At 48.9% G+C, this 16,915-nt stretch carries 18 protein-coding genes; 10 read left to right on the top strand and 8 right to left on the bottom strand.

Annotation, left to right across the window (positions count from 1 at the left end):
- Positions 1 to 50: 50 nt before the first annotated feature.
- Positions 51 to 965, top strand: a complete 915-nt coding sequence (locus OIN60_RS06145; RefSeq protein WP_305753967.1) for a LysR family transcriptional regulator — start codon at positions 51 to 53, stop codon at positions 963 to 965.
- Here OIN60_RS06145 and OIN60_RS06140 read toward each other — a convergent pair.
- The gene (locus tag OIN60_RS06140) at positions 962 to 1,702 is read right to left on the bottom strand and encodes an SDR family oxidoreductase (RefSeq protein ID WP_305753966.1); all 741 of its coding nucleotides are present in this window, start codon (positions 1,700 to 1,702) and stop codon (positions 962 to 964) included. The two genes, OIN60_RS06145 and OIN60_RS06140, sit on opposite strands and share 4 nt — an antisense overlap.
- Before the next feature lie 142 nt (positions 1,703 to 1,844).
- On the opposite strand from OIN60_RS06140, the gene OIN60_RS06135 reads away from it, so the two are divergent.
- The gene (locus OIN60_RS06135) at positions 1,845 to 2,711 is read left to right on the top strand and encodes a helix-turn-helix transcriptional regulator (protein ID WP_370872391.1); all 867 of its coding nucleotides are present in this window, start codon (positions 1,845 to 1,847) and stop codon (positions 2,709 to 2,711) included.
- A gap of 339 nt (positions 2,712 to 3,050) precedes the next feature.
- Here the strand turns inward: OIN60_RS06135 and OIN60_RS06130 are convergent, their stop codons facing one another.
- Positions 3,051 to 3,584: a YbhB/YbcL family Raf kinase inhibitor-like protein gene (locus OIN60_RS06130; RefSeq protein WP_305753964.1), complete on the bottom strand. Its 534-nt coding sequence runs from the start codon at positions 3,582 to 3,584 to the stop codon at positions 3,051 to 3,053.
- 177 nt (positions 3,585 to 3,761) lie between these two features.
- On the opposite strand from OIN60_RS06130, the gene OIN60_RS06125 reads away from it, so the two are divergent.
- On the top strand, positions 3,762 to 4,427 hold the full coding sequence (locus tag OIN60_RS06125) for a GntR family transcriptional regulator (protein ID WP_305753963.1): 666 nt from the start codon (positions 3,762 to 3,764) through the stop codon (positions 4,425 to 4,427).
- Between the two features lie 117 nt (positions 4,428 to 4,544).
- Here OIN60_RS06125 and OIN60_RS06120 read toward each other — a convergent pair whose 3' ends face one another.
- Complete coding sequence (locus tag OIN60_RS06120; RefSeq protein WP_305753962.1) at positions 4,545 to 5,315, bottom strand: hypothetical protein; 771 nt, start codon at positions 5,313 to 5,315, stop codon at positions 4,545 to 4,547.
- Between the two features lie 70 nt (positions 5,316 to 5,385).
- On the bottom strand, positions 5,386 to 5,658 hold the full coding sequence (locus tag OIN60_RS06115) for a hypothetical protein (RefSeq protein WP_305753961.1): 273 nt from the start codon (positions 5,656 to 5,658) through the stop codon (positions 5,386 to 5,388).
- 140 nt (positions 5,659 to 5,798) lie between these two features.
- Between OIN60_RS06115 and OIN60_RS06110 the strand changes: the two genes are divergently transcribed.
- From OIN60_RS06110 to OIN60_RS06100, 3 genes are all read left to right on the top strand, one after another.
- Positions 5,799 to 6,806 (top strand): glycosyltransferase family 4 protein, encoded by a 1,008-nt coding sequence (locus OIN60_RS06110; RefSeq protein WP_305753960.1) that lies wholly within the window; start codon positions 5,799 to 5,801, stop codon positions 6,804 to 6,806.
- Between the two features lie 77 nt (positions 6,807 to 6,883).
- On the top strand, positions 6,884 to 7,333 hold the full coding sequence (locus tag OIN60_RS06105) for a MarR family winged helix-turn-helix transcriptional regulator (RefSeq protein ID WP_305754095.1): 450 nt from the start codon (positions 6,884 to 6,886) through the stop codon (positions 7,331 to 7,333).
- Positions 7,330 to 8,385, top strand: coding sequence for a threonine aldolase family protein (locus OIN60_RS06100; RefSeq protein ID WP_305753959.1), 1,056 nt, complete (start codon positions 7,330 to 7,332; stop codon positions 8,383 to 8,385). Before OIN60_RS06105 ends, OIN60_RS06100 begins: the two co-directional genes overlap by 4 nt.
- 141 nt (positions 8,386 to 8,526) lie before the next feature.
- On the opposite strand, the gene OIN60_RS06095 is transcribed toward OIN60_RS06100, so the two are convergent.
- The 3 genes from OIN60_RS06095 to OIN60_RS06085 form a co-directional block, all read right to left on the bottom strand.
- Entirely contained in the window at positions 8,527 to 9,954 is a 1,428-nt protein-coding gene (locus OIN60_RS06095; RefSeq protein WP_305753958.1) for an SEC-C metal-binding domain-containing protein, read from the bottom strand.
- Between the two features lie 252 nt (positions 9,955 to 10,206).
- Complete coding sequence (gene infC / locus OIN60_RS06090) at positions 10,207 to 10,722, bottom strand: translation initiation factor IF-3 (RefSeq protein WP_305753957.1); 516 nt, start codon at positions 10,720 to 10,722, stop codon at positions 10,207 to 10,209.
- A gap of 92 nt (positions 10,723 to 10,814) precedes the next feature.
- A complete protein-coding gene (locus OIN60_RS06085; RefSeq protein WP_305753956.1) occupies positions 10,815 to 11,867 on the bottom strand; it encodes a bifunctional transcriptional activator/DNA repair enzyme AdaA in 1,053 nt (350 codons plus the stop codon).
- A gap of 136 nt (positions 11,868 to 12,003) precedes the next feature.
- Between OIN60_RS06085 and OIN60_RS06080 the strand changes: the two genes are divergently transcribed.
- From OIN60_RS06080 to OIN60_RS06070, 3 genes are all read left to right on the top strand, one after another.
- Positions 12,004 to 12,480 carry a DinB family protein gene (locus tag OIN60_RS06080; protein WP_305753955.1) on the top strand — a complete coding sequence of 159 codons (477 nt, stop codon included), beginning with the start codon at positions 12,004 to 12,006 and terminating at the stop codon, positions 12,478 to 12,480.
- 106 nt (positions 12,481 to 12,586) lie between these two features.
- Positions 12,587 to 14,974: a GH36-type glycosyl hydrolase domain-containing protein gene (locus tag OIN60_RS06075; protein ID WP_305753954.1), complete on the top strand. Its 2,388-nt coding sequence runs from the start codon at positions 12,587 to 12,589 to the stop codon at positions 14,972 to 14,974.
- An 86-nt stretch (positions 14,975 to 15,060) separates the two neighbouring features.
- Complete coding sequence (locus tag OIN60_RS06070) at positions 15,061 to 15,165, top strand: YjcZ family sporulation protein (protein ID WP_305753953.1); 105 nt, start codon at positions 15,061 to 15,063, stop codon at positions 15,163 to 15,165.
- Positions 15,166 to 15,238: 73 nt separating this feature from the next.
- Here the strand turns inward: OIN60_RS06070 and OIN60_RS06065 are convergent, their stop codons facing one another.
- The gene (locus tag OIN60_RS06065) at positions 15,239 to 16,153 is read right to left on the bottom strand and encodes a phosphatidate cytidylyltransferase (protein ID WP_305753952.1); all 915 of its coding nucleotides are present in this window, start codon (positions 16,151 to 16,153) and stop codon (positions 15,239 to 15,241) included.
- A 98-nt stretch (positions 16,154 to 16,251) separates the two neighbouring features.
- On the opposite strand from OIN60_RS06065, the gene OIN60_RS06060 reads away from it, so the two are divergent.
- The gene (locus OIN60_RS06060) at positions 16,252 to 16,794 is read left to right on the top strand and encodes a hypothetical protein (RefSeq protein ID WP_305753951.1); all 543 of its coding nucleotides are present in this window, start codon (positions 16,252 to 16,254) and stop codon (positions 16,792 to 16,794) included.
- Positions 16,795 to 16,915: the final 121 nt, after the last annotated feature.

Here is a 16,915-nt window from a genome sequence, read left to right as displayed (position 1 = left end):
ATCTGAATAATTGATTCAATAATATTGAATTAACATGGGAGATACGGAGCATGGACCTCAAAGCATTGAAAACATTTCAAATGATCGTTCAACAGGGCAGCTTTGTACGCGCCGCACAGGAAATGAACTACGCTCAATCCACAGTCACCATGCAAATGCAAAAGCTCGAAGCAGAGCTGGGGGTTCAGCTCATCGAACGCGGCAAAGAAATCGGCCTGACGGAAGCCGGCAGGCTATTTTACGACCAAAGCTTGCAGATCATCAAAAATATGGAGCACCTTCAGACCCGTCTGTCGGATTTGAAATCAGGGGAATCGGGTCATATCCGGCTAGGCGTGACAGAGCCAACGGCCAGCTACCGTCTGCCTGCGATCCTGGGGAAGTTTATGTCCATATATCCGAATATCCGGATTTCTGTAGACATTTCGAACACTCCGGCTCTTAGTGAACGGATTCTTAAAGGAGAAATCGATTTTGCGCTCTGTACGGCACCTGAGCTGGAATCGGGATTATTTTATGAGCCAGTATTTCAGGAAGAGTTCGTGGCACTGATGCCAGAGAATCATCCGTTAGCGCAGAAAGAGGTGATCATGCCGGAAGATTTTCAGGGATATCGGCTGCTCATCACATCTGCAACTTGTCCATATCGGAGAAAGCTGGAGGTGGTGCTACAGGAAAAGGGAAATGTACTGCTCGATACGATGGAGATCGGGAGCATGACGGCGTTGAAATTTTATGTCGAGAACGAGCTTGGAGTCGCCCTTGTGCCTAAAATTATGGTGCAAGAAACGAAGGGAGTAACGGTCAGGATGGTCAGCGGAAATCTCATCCACATGACCTTCGGGATGTTGTGTAAGGAATCAGCATATCCGTTCCAATTGGCGGGCCAGAAGCTCTATAAATATTTGAAAGAGGAATTGCCCCGTCCACTTAGAGTGGGCGAGGCAGCTCAGTACTCACCTTAAGCGTGGTTATGGGCATTCAGTTGATTGAAAAGCTCGTTCCGCTCTGTGCGGGAAGCGTTAGCCGTGAGCTTGGAAAAGCCGTAAGTGACTTCATCCTCACCGCGCTCTAATCCAGCCATGACTTCATCCGCAAAAAGGTCCACGGGGATACCTGCTGTGTTTGCACCTGGAATACCTAAATCGGTGTTTGTAAGGGGCGGGGACACCTCGATGACTCGGATTTGACCATGGAACTGATGCCGCATCGATTGCGTGTAGGAATGCAGGGCTGCCTTTGTGGAAGAATATACAGGGGTGGCGGCCAGAGGTACATGTGCCAGCCCGGATGTTACATTTAGAATCGCGGCTTCTTTTTGCTTCAGAAGATGGGGTGCGAATAACCGGGTTAAATGAATGGGTGCCGATAAATTTGTTTTTATTTCCAGCTCAATATGTGTCCATGGTTCCGTACCATCGTAATTCAGGTAGTGCATGATTCCGGCATTGTTAAATAAGACGTTCAAATCGGGGAAATCATGGGTTACTTTTTCAAATAACGCAACACGATCCTCCTCTTTGGATACATCGCTAACATAAGTAACCAACTCTGGATAAATATCTTTTGCCTCCTGCAGCTTATCCGCTCTTCTGCCGGTGATGATCACTTTGTTACCGTTTTTCAGGAATCTGGAAGCAAGCGCCAGCCCGATCCCCGTAGCTCCACCTGTGATCAGGATTGTGTTATTTTGTATGTTCATTGCGTATCGCTCCTTTTTTGTCTTGTGCTGTTTCTGTACGAAACCCATTGTATAATCAAGTTAATTGGATATTCAGAGGTGCGTTTATTCTAGTACTGCCACTACCAAGTTACTTTGGGTGAACATATGGAGGGGAATGGATTTGTCGGAATTACAACCGAATCGTTACAGTGAATTGGCCCAATTTTTGCGCAATCGCAGGGCACGCATATCTCCCCAGCAGCTCGGTCTGCCTGAAGGACGACGGCGTACCCCAGGTCTTCGGCGGTCTGAGGTAGCGACGCTGGCAGGCATCAGTCTTGAATGGTATACCTACCTGGAGCAAGGACGGGAAATCCATGTATCCATCGAAGTTCTTGAAAGCTTGGCGAGAGTGTTGCAGTTGGATGAGACGGAACGCAGACATATGTTTCTGCTGGCACACCGTCAGCTTCCTCCTGAGCGTCCCCGCTCTTTGGATGGACAGGTCAGCGCGGTGATTCAGCGGCATCTTGACAGTCTAGGGACATCTCCCGCCGCAGTTATGGATGTCAGAATGAACATACTCGCCTGGAATGAGGCATTCATTGTGCTTCAGGGCGATTTTGCGAACCTGTCAGGCCAGTCGGAAAGAGAGCGGAACTTTCTTTGGGTCACATTCACATCGGACTATTTTCGCGTTTTAAAAGGGGATCAGTGGCAGGCTCACGCCAGGCGCACCATTGCCAGATTCAGAGCGGAGTATGCCAAATATGTGGATGATCCTTGGTGGGCTGAACAAGTTCAATTGTTGAGTGAGGCAAGTTCCGAATTCAAAGAGTATTGGCAGAGCTATGACGTATTGGATGCTTCCGATGCGTATAAAATCATGTATCATCCAGAAGCGGGCATATTGAAATTTGACCATCTTACGCTGCAGCCTCTGGAATCCCCTGAGCTTGAAATATCCGTCCACGTCCCGCTCCCGGATGGCACAGCCGAGAAAATGCAGAAACTGATGTACAAGCGGAGAGAATTCGTATTGAAGTGAGCACACTTACGACAAAGAAGAGGGCTTATAAACGGTACCCATACACTGGACACTTCAAAAAATGTTTAGTGTATGGGTACCTTTTTTTCACCCCCCCTTGCCGTACAAGGGAGTAGCTTGTTTTCGAGTTATTTGATTTTGACTTTGTTTTTCATCTTGCTCCCACAGCCGCAAATGACCGTATGCTTCAAAATTTTAATGGGCTGCTGGCATATGGGGCATACGATTTGTTGAAATGGATCGTTTAATTTCATATCTTCCTCCGTACCTGGTGCTGCTTTGCTTGGAGCATTGACATTCCTGCCCCCGGCTGGCTCCCATCCCCCCAAACGGCTTGGGTTACTTGGTTTCCCCTGTTGCCATGAGAACGGCTCTCCCCAGCGTATGGCTAAGCATGGTAAATCCTAAGAGAGCTGGCGTGGCGTTGGGGTCAACACTGATCTGCTCGACATCCAGCGCATGAATGACAAAATAATACCGATGCGGACCGTGTCCCGCTGGAGGTGCCGCACCGATAAATTGTTTGAGCCGCAAATCGTTTGGCAGCTGCAGGGTGCCTTGTGGCAAGCCGCTGCCTTGCTCGTCGCCTGCGCCGGTCGGCAGTTCGGTGACGCTGGCAGGGATGTTGATGACAGCCCAGTGCCAGAGACCCGATCCGGTCGGGGCATCTGGGTCATACGCGGTGATAGCGAAACTCTTCGTTCCTTCGGGCGCACCTGACCATTTCAAATGGGGCGAAAGATCTTGGGCACTCTCCACACCTGACATCCCCGAGTATTGCTGAGGCGGCAGAGGAAGGCCCTCCGTAATGTCGTTACTGGTCACTTGAAAGACTTCGACTTCCGGTAACTTGGCAAATGGGTTGTTGTGCACTGTAAATAACCTCCTTGTGATGAATATGACTCGATTATATATTTGATAATCGATTTTGTAAATATAAATCGTTTATATTATGTATTGTCGAATTCATCCATTGTTTTTTTATAGATTCAGGCGTAAACTATTTAGACATGTATAATCTTGATGTGTATGAAGGATGGTGTCGGCTCCGTGGCCAAAAGAAACGGTTCGTCCACTTTAAGCGAAAATGTCAGGAAGAAACTGCAGTCCGATATTCTGGCCGGGCAATATGAACCAGGCACTCCATTAATCGTATCGGAATTAGCAAAAGGTTTTGATGTCTCCGTTGCCGTCGTTCGGGAAGCACTGACCCGGTTGGCGACCCAAGGCCTTGCCTTGCAAACTCCGAATCACGGATTTTCAGTGAAGACGGCGTCGGAAGAAGAACTGAGTAATATCATAGAGGCGCGGCTGATCAATGAATCCGCAGCATTACGCCTGTCCATCACCCATGGCGATCTCACATGGGAGTCCAACGTCATCGCCGTTCACCACAAGTTATCGCAAACGGCCGAGTACGAGGAAGCGGATCAAAAGCTTGCCGTTCGCGAAGAGTGGTCCGACATCCACCGTCAATTTCATTACGAATTGATCGCCGCATGTCCCAATCCGGTTCTCCTGGATATTTGCAGACGCCTTTGGGATTTGAGCGAATTTTATCGGCATTGGTCTACCCAGCAGCAGCCAACACGTGATGGCCGCGCCGAACATAAGGCATTAACAGATGCTGTTCTTAACCGCGACAGCGAGCGTGCTGTCGAGATCTTCAGAGCGCACATTCAGCTCACCGCGGATATCCTGTTTGATAACCGGTAAGCGGAAGCGGGTTAGGTCACAAATCTCCATCTTTACCCAGATCCGTTACAGACAAGCGGCAATAAAAAAGGAACAGTTTGCTCTATGGCAACTGCTCCTTTTTTCACATTAGGCTTCTTAGTCGACTAAGAATGTTTTTTTCCTGGTTCTGATAAAAATAAAGCTCACCGTGCCTGCCACAATGACAGCGAAAGTACTTATGAGAAAAATCAAAGTATTGCCCGAAGAAGGGTCGTCTGAAGTTATTCCAGCTCCCCCTCCTGACGTGGGTTCATTCGTATCAAGTTGAGAAGCTTCCTGTATTCTTTTTTCTTGGGCAGTCTTGATTTTGTTAATAAAATCTTCGAAATCATATACTTCATATTGATTCAAGGAGTTGAGAGCGCTGTCTCTAAGCATTACGACTTTAACAGAATCTTCTTCAGGGGTAACCAAAGCAACCACCCGATAAGCCATGTCATAGATTAATTTACTGTTCTCTGAATATTCAACTAACGTTTTAGCTTTAGCCATTTGACTTGAAAAGTTGGTGTCAGTAGACATCTGAACGATCTCGGAGTAATTCACGGATTCATCAGTAAAAGCAAGGCCTAAATTACTCCCGCCATCATCAGCAACTTCAAATAGGTAGCCATCAAAATTAAGATAATTATCCAAGTCAGGTGTGTATGTATCAGAGTTTACGGATAAGAAATAGACCGGATAACTGCCTTCTATTGAGGGATTCATGCTGTTAGACTGGATTTTACTGATCTGTTTTTCGCTTTTCTTGAGGTCTTGTGTAATGGCACTTTCAATGTCTTCGGAAACACTTTGAGCAAAAACTGGCAGGCTGAGTGATAAAGAGAGTAGACAAGACACTCCAAAGAAAATAAATTTTTTAAGCATTTCAATTCCCCTTTCAGAGTATTAATTCACATAGATCCGATAGACCGTTCTGTCCCAATAAAATCTTCTATTATCTACTATGAATAACATACATATGACCCACACCATCTGTTGAATTGTTCCAATTAATAGCTGCTAACACTGGTTGATTCTTATTGATTTGAGCTACGACAGTGTCAAAAGCCAATATATTATTTTTATGTGTGCCTTCAACTCCGCCATAGTTTAAAGCCTCGATCGTTTCGTTATTAGTGCCTGGTTCATCAACAACAGCACCTTTGACATACTTAACAATTTGCCGTTGCAGCCCAACACCAGTTATCCATTTCCATTTCCTGTTCATGGACTGGGATGAAGAGGGTTAGCGAATGTTTTGTAGTAGCCAAATTTCAGTTCATGAATAGATTAATATCTAAGGATTGGAAGGCATGCCCGCAGTATTCAAAAACATCTATGAATCTTTTCGCGGAAGGGGCAGTCACAATGAAACGAGTGAAGTCTAAACAGCATACAAAAACACGCTTAAAAATCGTCCAGGTCATATCTCCGAGTGCGCAGCCTTTACCCTCCAACAAAGGAGGCACGGAGAAAGCCGTGTATGAGCTGACAGAGGAGCTGGTGAGGCGTGGACATGATGTGACGCTGTTTGCTCCGGCTGGCAGCAAGAGCAGTGCCAAGCTCATCACCTATACCGGTACCGGCATATTAACGCGTCGGGGGCTTGCGAACTTCGTTCAGCGGCGTCTTCCCGAGAATGTTGATATTATTCATGACCATAGCTTTCGCTCAGTGTTGGGATTGAAAAACCTGAGTATACCTACCGTATGTACGATCCACCTCCCCGTGAAGCAACAGGTTAGATACCCTGTCTATGTGAGCAGGAGAGCAAGGAAGATTATGGGTAAAAACCGTGGGTATTACGTTTATAACGGTATTAATCTGGATGAATACGAATATAGCACACAAAAACACGATTATCTTCTGTTTTTAGGGCGCATTATCCGTCAGAAGGGCATACTTGAGGCTATTGATATCGCTGAAAAGACGGGAAAATCTTTAGTGATTGCGGGCCCGGTCAAAAACCCCTTATTTTTTCAAAAAGAGGTTAAACCCCGTATATCGAAAAACCCAAATATAAGCTACGTCGGAGCTGTAGGCGGGAAGAAGAAACAGGACCTGTTGAAGCATGCCCAGTGTCTGCTATTTCCGACGTTATGGGAAGAACCGTTCGGATTTGTCATGATCGAGGCCATGGCTTGCGGTACACCCGTACTGGCATTGAATAATGGATCGGTGCCTGAAGTGTTGTCGGATTTTCCTCATATGATATGTAGTTCAGTGGACGAGATGATCCGAAAGGTTAAACGGCCGGCGTATCCGGCACCTTCGGCCCTTCGGAAGTATGTAGATAGCCGATTTACGAACGCGAGAATGACGAAGCAATACTTGAAAATATACCGTGAAGTGATTGAACGCTGGGATTCCACTTGAATAGTTGACATAGTCCACTAAAATTCGATATGATAATTGTGGACAAAGTCCACAAAAAAGGAGGGTTTTCAATCCATATAGATGCTGACGTTATCGCGGATATTCGGCGGTTTAATCGGCGATATACGAATATCCTTGGCGTATTGAACAGATATGTGCTGGATACGGGCTATTCTTTTACAGAAGCGCGTGTGATGATCGAGATCGGGTTGATGGGGCCCTGTATTGCGAATACGCTGGTGGACTTGCTTAATATCGACCGCAGCTATATGAGCAGAATCGTGAATAAGCTTTGCAAGGACGGCCTGCTCGTCAAGGAAAGCTCCAGCTCGGATCAACGATCCAGTCTGCTTCGTTTAACAACTGCGGGCATGGAATTTTACAATCAGTTGAACGAAAGGTCTGACGAACAGATTATAAGATTATTTGCTGGATTACCAGATAAAGAGATGAAGGAATTCCACGCTTCGATCATGTCCATACAGAAGAAGCTGGATAAATTGGAGAGAACGGAGACAACCGGATGATAAGATTTGAATGCGATTATACCGAGGGTGCTCATGAGCGCATCTTGAAGCGGCTGGTGGAAACCAATGACGAGCAAACCAGCGGATACGGTACGGACCCGCATACTGAACAAGCTAAAGCCTATATTAAACAGGCATGTGATGCGGAAAATGCGGACGTTCACTTTCTGGTGGGGGGCACACAGACGAATATGACCGTTATTGCTTCCATTTTGCGACCGCATCAAGGCGTCATTGCGGCCACTTCGGGGCATATCGCGGTACATGAAACCGGAGCGATTGAAGCCACCGGACATAAAGTGCTGATCCTGCCAAGTGACGATGGCAAAATTCGGGCAGATCAGGTCAAAGATTGTTACGATGCGCATTGGAACGACGTCACTCATGAGCATATGGTACAGCCGGGCATGGTGTATATTTCTCAGCCCACCGAAAATGGAACGATCTACAGCAAAGCCGAGCTGGTAGCACTGAATCGGGTTTGCCGGGAAACCGGATTGCCATTGTTCATAGACGGCGCGCGGTTGGGATATGCATTGGCTGCGGAGGACAATGATGTGTCCTTGGCGGATATCGCCAAGCTGTGTGATGTGTTTTATATTGGCGGGACTAAGATTGGCGCGATGATGGGTGAGGCTGTAGTCATTATGAACGACGCGCTGAAAAAGGATTTCCGCTACCACATCAAGCAAAAGGGCGGGCTGCTGGCCAAAGGGAGAATGCTCGGCATTCAGTTTGAAACCTTGTTTGAAGACGGCTTATATCTCGAAATTTCCAAGCATGCCGTAGATATGGCCAAGCTGTTGCGCAATGCCTTGGCTGAGCTGGGGGTTTCCTTCCATTATCATTCCACAACCAATCAGCAGTTCCCGATTTTATCGGATCGGTTGCTTGAAGCGTTAAAGGATACCTATTCTTTTTCTTTCTGGGAAAAGACCGATGAACTACATAGTGCGGTACGGTTCTGCACCAGTTGGGCCACGAAGCAAGAGCATGTTGACATGCTAATAGAGGACATTAAGCGCCTTCATCCCTCATCCGTCTGGCAGTAACATTGAGCAAAAAGGTGAAAAGCCGGCGTATTACTATGTTAAACAACAGTATTTTGAAGCTTAGTCCTATCCAACTCGTGGAGTAATGGTTCCTTTGTTGAAGCCATTACTCCACAGAGACCTGATAGTTTACGAGTCGTCTTATCTTGCTTTAGACATCCACTCTTTCAGACCTACTAGCCGATCCCACAGTTGGATGTGGGTGAAGGCGTAAGTGATCGCTTCCTCCACGCTGCTCAGAGTATAAGAAGGCGGCATGGTAGCGGGAAGTCTTTTTTGCTCGAGAAGGTAGGCGGGAACGTGCTTGTTTTCTTTCCGTGCCAACTTATATAAGAAAGCAAGATGTTCAGTAACACCATTTTTCAAGTATTCCAGAACCAGCTTGTCATACAGTATAAAACAGGAGGCATCCTCTTCGTAAGACTTGAGTGCCTGATCAGCTTCCTCCAAACGCTCCATTTGCAAATAAAGCATAAGCAGGTCGTAACGGATCCCTTGATTATCATTCGGATTCAGTTCAAGGAGTTGTTCGTAGTGCTCACAAGCCGCGTTAAGTCTACCGGATAGAGACAATAAATGGGCATAAGCAGCTTTGGCACGCATGAACGGCCGGGTTTCGACGAGTCCCCAAAAATATCCGCGATTCTCTTCAAAGAAAGTCTTCCCCAGCTTTTTGGCTGCTAACTCCATAGCGGTTTTAGCCAGCTGCATAGACTCTACGATGGTTGCTGTATCTTCAGATAACATGAGCAGTGTATCGGGGTATTCAGGGTCCAATGTATAGGCTTGCTCCAGCAGCTTTTTGCGTTTTGCGGATGACGTTGCATGATCTGCGGCAATCAATATCTCCCTGACCTGATTCCCGCCTGCTGCAGGCGATGAGGCCTTCCGAGCGTTGGGCTTATCTAATTGAGCAGATAAAAATGCTTGAACATCTTCCAGGTTGGTGAAATTTTGAGCTTCCAGCAGACGGGTTATATCGGTTATATTCGCTTCATGCTCCAGTTTTGATAAAGGGTGGATTTGCGGGGCTCCGGCATTCTCTTGCTCGTCCAATACCAGCTCCCCTTGTTCCTCAATAAAATCCTCCAGCTTGTTCAGGCAGTTGGCCAGCGTGGAGGCGGAAACGCCATGCTTGGCGGCGAGCTCGCTTTGGTTCGGCACACCACTCGTCTCCATCAGAAAAAAGAACTCCAAAGCAGCTTTATAACCGCCCGCTTTGCGGAAAGTTGGATTCATATCCACGCAAAAGCTGTTCCAAAGTACAATCGTTCCGGCGAGGGCTTCGCGCATTTCTGCAGAACTGGGTTTATATCCTTCATACAGCTCCAGGGCCAGTACTTCCGCCAGCTTCTGCTGTAACGGATTCGGCCAATCCAGCATATCTACGAAATCACGCAGCTTGGAGGGGGAGGAGGCCCAAAAAGCAAGCATTTTCGCATCCTCCAGGCTGACGGCAGAGCCGTCCGGACTCATTTGCTCCAAAGCACGGTCCTGCTCAAGGCAGCATTTTTTGTATTTTTTCCCGCTTCCACAAGGACAAGGCTCATTTCTTCCAATACTGCTCATATAATAAGATTCACCTCGATATATTATTATCCGGTTTGAACAGACAAGCTATACAAACAGGATACCAGCAGAAGCGTGTAATTAAAAGCAAGCAGTGAAAACCGGAAGCAGCCAATTGTCCTGCGGAGGAGCTTCTGAGCGGAGTTACCAGAAGCACGCAAATATGCTGTATTTATGTGGTTGGAAACAGCTTATCCTCGGCCAAGGACGGTCGTGTCACGCTTGTGTCCCTCAGCTCAAAATCCCCTTCGATCATTTCGGATTCACTCTTACCTGTGAGCCCTTGCCGCTCGTCTGAATTCCCGTTTCCTTCACACCGATACTCTTCAGGTCGGTGAGCAGCCGTTCCAGTACTGCCTTGGCGGCAGAGGCTTCTTTGGCACCGGTCGCTCTGACGACCAGTTGCACCGGCTTGCCGGAGCGCAGATGCTTGTCCGCCTGGCGCAGCTTGGTGTCATAGTCATGCTCTTCGATATGAGCGGTGAAGCGAAGCTCCTTGACCTTCTCCTTGGGGTTCTTCCCTGCGGAACGGCCGCTCTCCGGTTTCCCAGCTACCGATTTCTTCTGAGCGAGCGCCTTCCCCTTGCCTTTGGCAACCAGGCTACAAGGCGGCGGGCTGCTCATGAGCGAGGTGCAGACCAGATCCAGCCCTTGTGACCGGGCCATGGCGAGCGCCTCTTCTCTGGATACGACACCGAGATGCTCGCCACGGAGTCCGGTGAGCACCACCTCGGAAGCCCTGATTTGCTCGTTGATGAATACTGCCACGTTAATGAAACCTCCCCAAACAATGATAAAGCTATCATAGTACATGAACAGTTGGAGATTCAAATGAATCTTGTTCGATAATTGAGACTGTGTCATGTGTATCTTCCTTGTTTTTCATGATCTAACAACCAATTCTTACGTGCCAGTCCGCCGCCATAACCGCCCAACTCCCCATTAGTGTTGATGACCCGGTGACAGGGGATCACGATGGCAAGCTGGTTCGCCCCGTTGGCTTGGGCCACAGCGCGAAACGCGGTGGGCCTCCCCAGTGAAACGGCAATGTCCCGATAGGAGCGCGTCTCCCCGGATGGAATGTTCACAAGCTGCTCCCACACGCTTTTCTGGAAAGGTGATCCGTGTAACTCGAGCGGCGTCTGGAAGGAGGTCAGCTTGCCCTCGAAATATGCGGCCAGCTCCTGCTCGATTGAGCGGATCGGGTCGGTCACTCCGGGAATAATCGCCGACTTGGTCCGTTGCCGCAGACGTTCCACCTCGCGCTCCAGCCCCCGACGATCGATGAATTCGAGCAGGTGCAGAGCTTCATCGTCTGCAACAGCCATCATAGGGCCAAGGCGCGTGTCCAGCCAGGCAGCACGCAAAATGTTCATGTGATCCAAGCGGGTGGGTGCAGCTCCCATGATGCGCGAGAAGGCGTCCCGGAAGCCGCTGCTGGATTCGTAGCCTGTGGACAGTTGGCTGTCAATGACGGATTGCCCCGACCTGATATTTTTCAAAGCAAGGCCCATCCGGCGTGCGCGTGCATACTCCACAAAGGTCATGCCAAACCGCTTTTTAAACTGGCGGCGCGCTGTGGATTCATCCACTGAGAGGTCTTTGAAATCCTGCGTGTTCCAGCGTTTCTCCGGGTTATTCTCAACCGCTTCGACCAGTACACGGACAATCTCCGGCACATGATTCGGATGAGATAACGGACGACAGCGCTGGCACGGGCGAAAGGAGGCGAGCAGTGCCTGCTGCGCAGACTCGAAGAACTCGCAATTCTCGAATTTGGGCTTCCTAGCCGGACAGGTGGGGCGGCAGAATACCCCTGTCGTCCGGACTCCGACATAGAACACACCTTCATACTCTGAATTTTTATCAAGCAGCGCGTTATAATATTCTTTTTGACGTTCAGTACGGATCATGAGCGCACTTCCTAACCTTGTCATTATTGATTTTATTATATAGGTCTACATCAATTAGTATCGCCGAAAATCAGGCATCTATTTTATTTCGTATGCGTTATGATTGAAGGAGTAACGAATAAGAGGGGGAAATAAAGTGGTACATGCGAAGGAAGTCTTGGCGAATCAGCTCCTGGCGAATGCGAATGATCCGAGCTGGCATTTGCCTTTTTTACAGGCTGTTGAAGGAGTTACGGAGGAAGAGGCCTATTGGAAGCCTGCTCCGGGTAGTCACAGCATCGCTGCGATTACACAGCATTTGCTGTATTGGAATGAGATATGGCTGACTCGCTTCAAGGAGGGGCGAATGGATGCAGCGGTAGCGGTGGGGGACAACAACCATAGTTTTGTTATAGCAGAGAATGTCTCCTTTTCTGATTTAAGAGAGGGGCTGCTCGACGTGCTTCTGCAGTGGCAAGACCTGCTTAGTATTGAAAGATTAGAAGCGCCGGCGATTGGATTTCCCGTGTCTGTAGTCTGGTGGGAAGTGATCAGCAATGCGGCCATCCACAATGCCTATCATATTGGGCAAATCGTGTTTATTCGGAAGCTGCAGCGTGATCCTTCAAGGTGATATAATAAACAGGAAATCCACGGTAGATTGATAGGACATTAACCGGCATATCAGGCTTCCAATCTGCTGAATCGTTATGAAACCTATGGAAAAAGAGGGATGAACAATGATAAGAGCATCGGAAGATCAAGAGTATTATGAACTGTCGAGCCCAACCGCCCTTCCCAAGGCCTCGGGGTTCCTCTGGAATGAGAAAATGATGATCCATGTGAACTGCCGCGGATATACCGTAGCCCAGTTCATGCAGCCGGAGCCTGCCAAGTACTCCCATGCCCCCAACCTGGAGGCGAAGACGTTCATGCAGCCGGAGCAGCCGTATTATGCGCATCATCCCGGCCGTTTTCTGTACGTGAAGGATGAAGAGAGCGGTGAAATTTTCTCCGCCCCGTATGAGCCTGTGCGCGTACCGGCGGATCAGTATACTTTTGCTATAGGGAAAAGCAGAATCGTGTGGAAGGTAGAATGTAAGGGGATTCATATCGAGATGAGCTTGAGCCTGCCAAAGGAAGACGCCATGGAGCTTTGGCGCGTGAAGGTGAAGAACCTGTCGGGAAGCCCAAGAAAATTAAGCATTTACCCTTACTTCACCGTGGGTTATATGTCATGGATGAATCAGTCCGGCGAATATCACGAGGATTTACAAGCCATTGTATGCACATCGATTACACCGTATCAGAAATATCAGGATTATTACAAAATTAAAGATTTCAGCGATAAAACCTTTCTGATCGCGGAGCGGAAGCCTGCTGCCTGGGAAGTGAACCAGGAGGTCTTCGAGGGAGAGGGCGGCATCACGATGCCGACGGGGATTAGGGAGCAGGAGCTTCTGTCCAAAGGCGATGCCAGGTACGAAACGCCCGTGGCTGCCCTGCAATATCGAATAGAGCTGGGTGCGGATGAAGAGGAAGCTTACCGATTTATCTTCGGTCCGGCTAAGGATGAGGAACAGATTGCCCAAATCCGCAGCAGCTACCTGCTGAATACAAATGCGGACGGCGAAGACGGATTCACGGTGGCTGAACGGGAATATGATCAATACATACGCGAAGGCAGAGGCTGCATCGAGATTGCAACTCCGGATTCGGATCTGGATAACTTCGTCAATCACTGGCTACCGCGCCAGATGTATTATCATGGACAGACGAACCGCCTTACAACCGATCCTCAGACGCGGAATTTTCTGCAGGATCATATGGGAATGAGTTATATCAAACCGGGAACAGCCAGGGAGGCCTTCCTAATCGCGTTAGGGCAGCAAAATGCAAGCGGTGCCATGCCAGATGGTATCATTCTGCACAAGGATGCGGAGCTGAAATACATTAACCAGGTTCCGCACACGGACCATTGTGTCTGGCTGCCTATCTGCTTAAGCACTTATCTGGATGAGACGAACGATTACTCCATTCTGGATGAAAAGGTTCCTTATGCCGACAGCGAGGAGACAGACACCGTAATCGAGCATATCAACAAGGCGATGTACTGGCTGATGAACGACCGGGATGAGCGGGGCTTGAACTATATTAATCAGGGCGATTGGTGCGACCCGATGAATATGGTGGGTTACAAAGGCAAGGGTGTTTCCGGCTGGCTGACCATTGCGACGGCTTATGCCTTTAACGTATGGGCCGGGATTTGCGAGAACAGCGGCCACCCGGACCTTGCTCAAGAATTTCGGGCGAACGCGCATACGACCAATGAGGTTGTCAACCAATATCTGTGGGATGGCGAATGGTATGCGCGCGGCATAACGGATGACAACGTCAAGTTCGGGATCAGTACAGACCGGGAGGGCCGGATTTTCATCAATCCACAGGGCTGGTCGCTGCTGAGCGGCGCTGCCGATTCAGAGAAGCAGAGCAAGCTGATGCGGGCTGTCACAGAGCAACTGGAAACGCCATATGGTGTGGAAAAACTGGCCCCTTCCTTCACCTCGATGCGGGAGGATGTAGGCAGGGTTACGCAGAAACACCCAGGCTCCGCCGAGAATGGCGCGGTCTATAACCATGCTGCGGCATTTTATATTTACGCGCTGTATGCCGTTGGGGAGCAGGAGAACGCGTATCGTTTGCTGAGAAAAATGCTCCCCGGGCCCGATTTGGAGGATATTGTACAGCGGGGCCAGCTTCCGGTATTTATACCGAACTATTATCGCGGAGCCTACCGGCAGTTCCCGCGTACAGCCGGGCGCTCCAGCCATTTGTTCAATACGGGTACCGTTCCGTGGGTATATCGCTGTCTAATCGACGGTCTATTCGGGCTCCAGGGCTGTGCGGAAGGATTGAAGATCACCCCGCAGCTTCCTGCCGAGTGGAAAGAGGTCACGGTCAAACGGGAGTTCAGGGGTGCCAAGCTTCATATCGTGATGCAAAGGGAAGCAGGACTGCAAGCGCTAGAGGTATATGCGGACGGAGTTCCCGTTGCGGATGGCATTCTTAAGGATCTGCAACCGGATACCGAATATCAGGTGCTGGTCAAAATACCGGACGAGGGGTAAACAAAGCTTAGGTTCAAGTCCATACAAGCGACAGGACAAAGCATATACTGACAGGGAAAGGTGATTATACCGGAGGGGGGAAAGCCATGAGCGGTTATGTAGGAGCTGCACCCATAGCTGGGGGCTATACATCTACTACTGCAATTCTGGTGCTTTACATTCTACTGGTCATCATTCTACAGACATTTTGAGGCTGCATCCTATTCCCGAATATGAAGAGCCTGCACACCGATGCAGGCTCTTTTTTGCAGTGGATAAAGCGAGCTACATGAAATCGAAAAAATAACGGATCGCATGAAAGAAGACCGGTGAGGTATAGGTCAGGCTGTCTACCCGGCTCAAGTAGCTCTGCTTCAAGGCGTCGAACTTATCGTCATCGGCGATCAGCAGGTCCCGCTTCAGTACGGAAACGGTCAGGCTGCCGAAGAAGCCGCTCAAGCTGATCAGCATGCCGAAGATCAGTCCGAAGGCCGGATCAAACGGTGTCAGATATGGATAGATGAAATACGAACCGACGGTCGTAACGACAAATGCGCTGGCGAAGCCCTCCCACGTTACATGCGGGTTCGCTGTCGGCACGATCTTCCGCTTGCCGAAGTAGATTGACGCCACTTCGTGTATAACATCGTTAAGCTGTGTCAGCACAACCAGAAACAGGACAAGCCCTGCCCCATACTGCGGTGTGGCAAACTGGAAATAGGCTAGATGGCTGAGCCCGAACACCATCAGCATGAGCCCCCACTGGGTCGAGCTGACGCTGCGCAGAAATCCGACAGTGCCTTTATTGATTAGCCTGGGCAGCGGCAGGAACAGGAACACGTATATCGGAATAAAGACGATAAACATGCCATACCACCCGATATAAATCCAGTAAAACTGTACAGGGATGGAAAGGTATGCCCACAGAAATAGGCGGCGGTCGGCTTTTCTTGTCTTGATCATGGAGAAATACTCCTTCAGCGCGAAGAAGGTGAGCACCATGAGAGAGAGCAGCGAAACCACTGCATTGAACAGGGTGGCCAGGCAGAAGATGAAGAACATGCCCCACCAGGTCTTGATCCGGTACCCAATGGTGGTGTAGTCCTTGTCAGGCTGTAGCTTGCTCACGATATAATAGATCAACTGGATAGCCAATAGGGCTGCGAAAATAAGGGCCAATGTATAGTACGAACCGTCCACTGCCAATCACCAACTTTGTAACAATATGAGATATATTAACAAGGGTCCTATGTTATTATGAAGGAATACTTCTAACTTGGTAAGGGGTAATTTTGCAGATGGCAGTGGAGAGATCGGTTTTTATATTGCTTACGAATACCGGAACCCTGTTTACGAGGGTAATTCAAACTTATACGAAGGCGCCTTATAATCATGCTTCGATTTCCTTCGACCGCGAGCTTTCGGAGCTGTACAGCTTCGGCAGAAAGCATCCCAACAATCCCCTGGACGGCGGATTTGTGAAGGAAGATATCAAGACAGGCACGTTCAGCAAGTATCCGAACACCACCTGTGTTATTTACGAGCTGCGGGTCACCGAACGCGAGGTTGAGAAGATGAAGCGGGTGCTGCGAATCTTTATCCGCAGCCGCCAAAGGTACATGTATAACCTGCTGGGGGTAATCGGTGTTGCCTTGAAGGAGCCGGTCGAATTCAGCAACTCTTATTTTTGCTCACAATTTGTCGCGGAAATTTTGCAGCGATCCGGCATCAAGATCTGGAATAAGCTGCCCGCGCTGATTACGCCGGACGATTTCCGGCAAAGCGACCGGCTGCGGCTGGTCTACGAGGGAAAGCTAAGCGAGTATGATCCATTGGCTTGAATACGAGAAAGTCCATTCCGGCCAGAAGGAGGCCACTGAAAAAGTCTCTTAATGCGAAAGGTACAGTTTCTCAAGATAATTGAGGAGGCTGTACCTTTTTTCTTGTATAATTAAAGCATCT

This window comes from Paenibacillus zeirhizosphaerae, assembly GCF_030705605.1.
GTDB classification, from domain to species: domain Bacteria; phylum Bacillota; class Bacilli; order Paenibacillales; family Paenibacillaceae; genus Paenibacillus; species Paenibacillus zeirhizosphaerae.
This window is presented reverse-complemented; position numbering and strand designations above follow the sequence as displayed.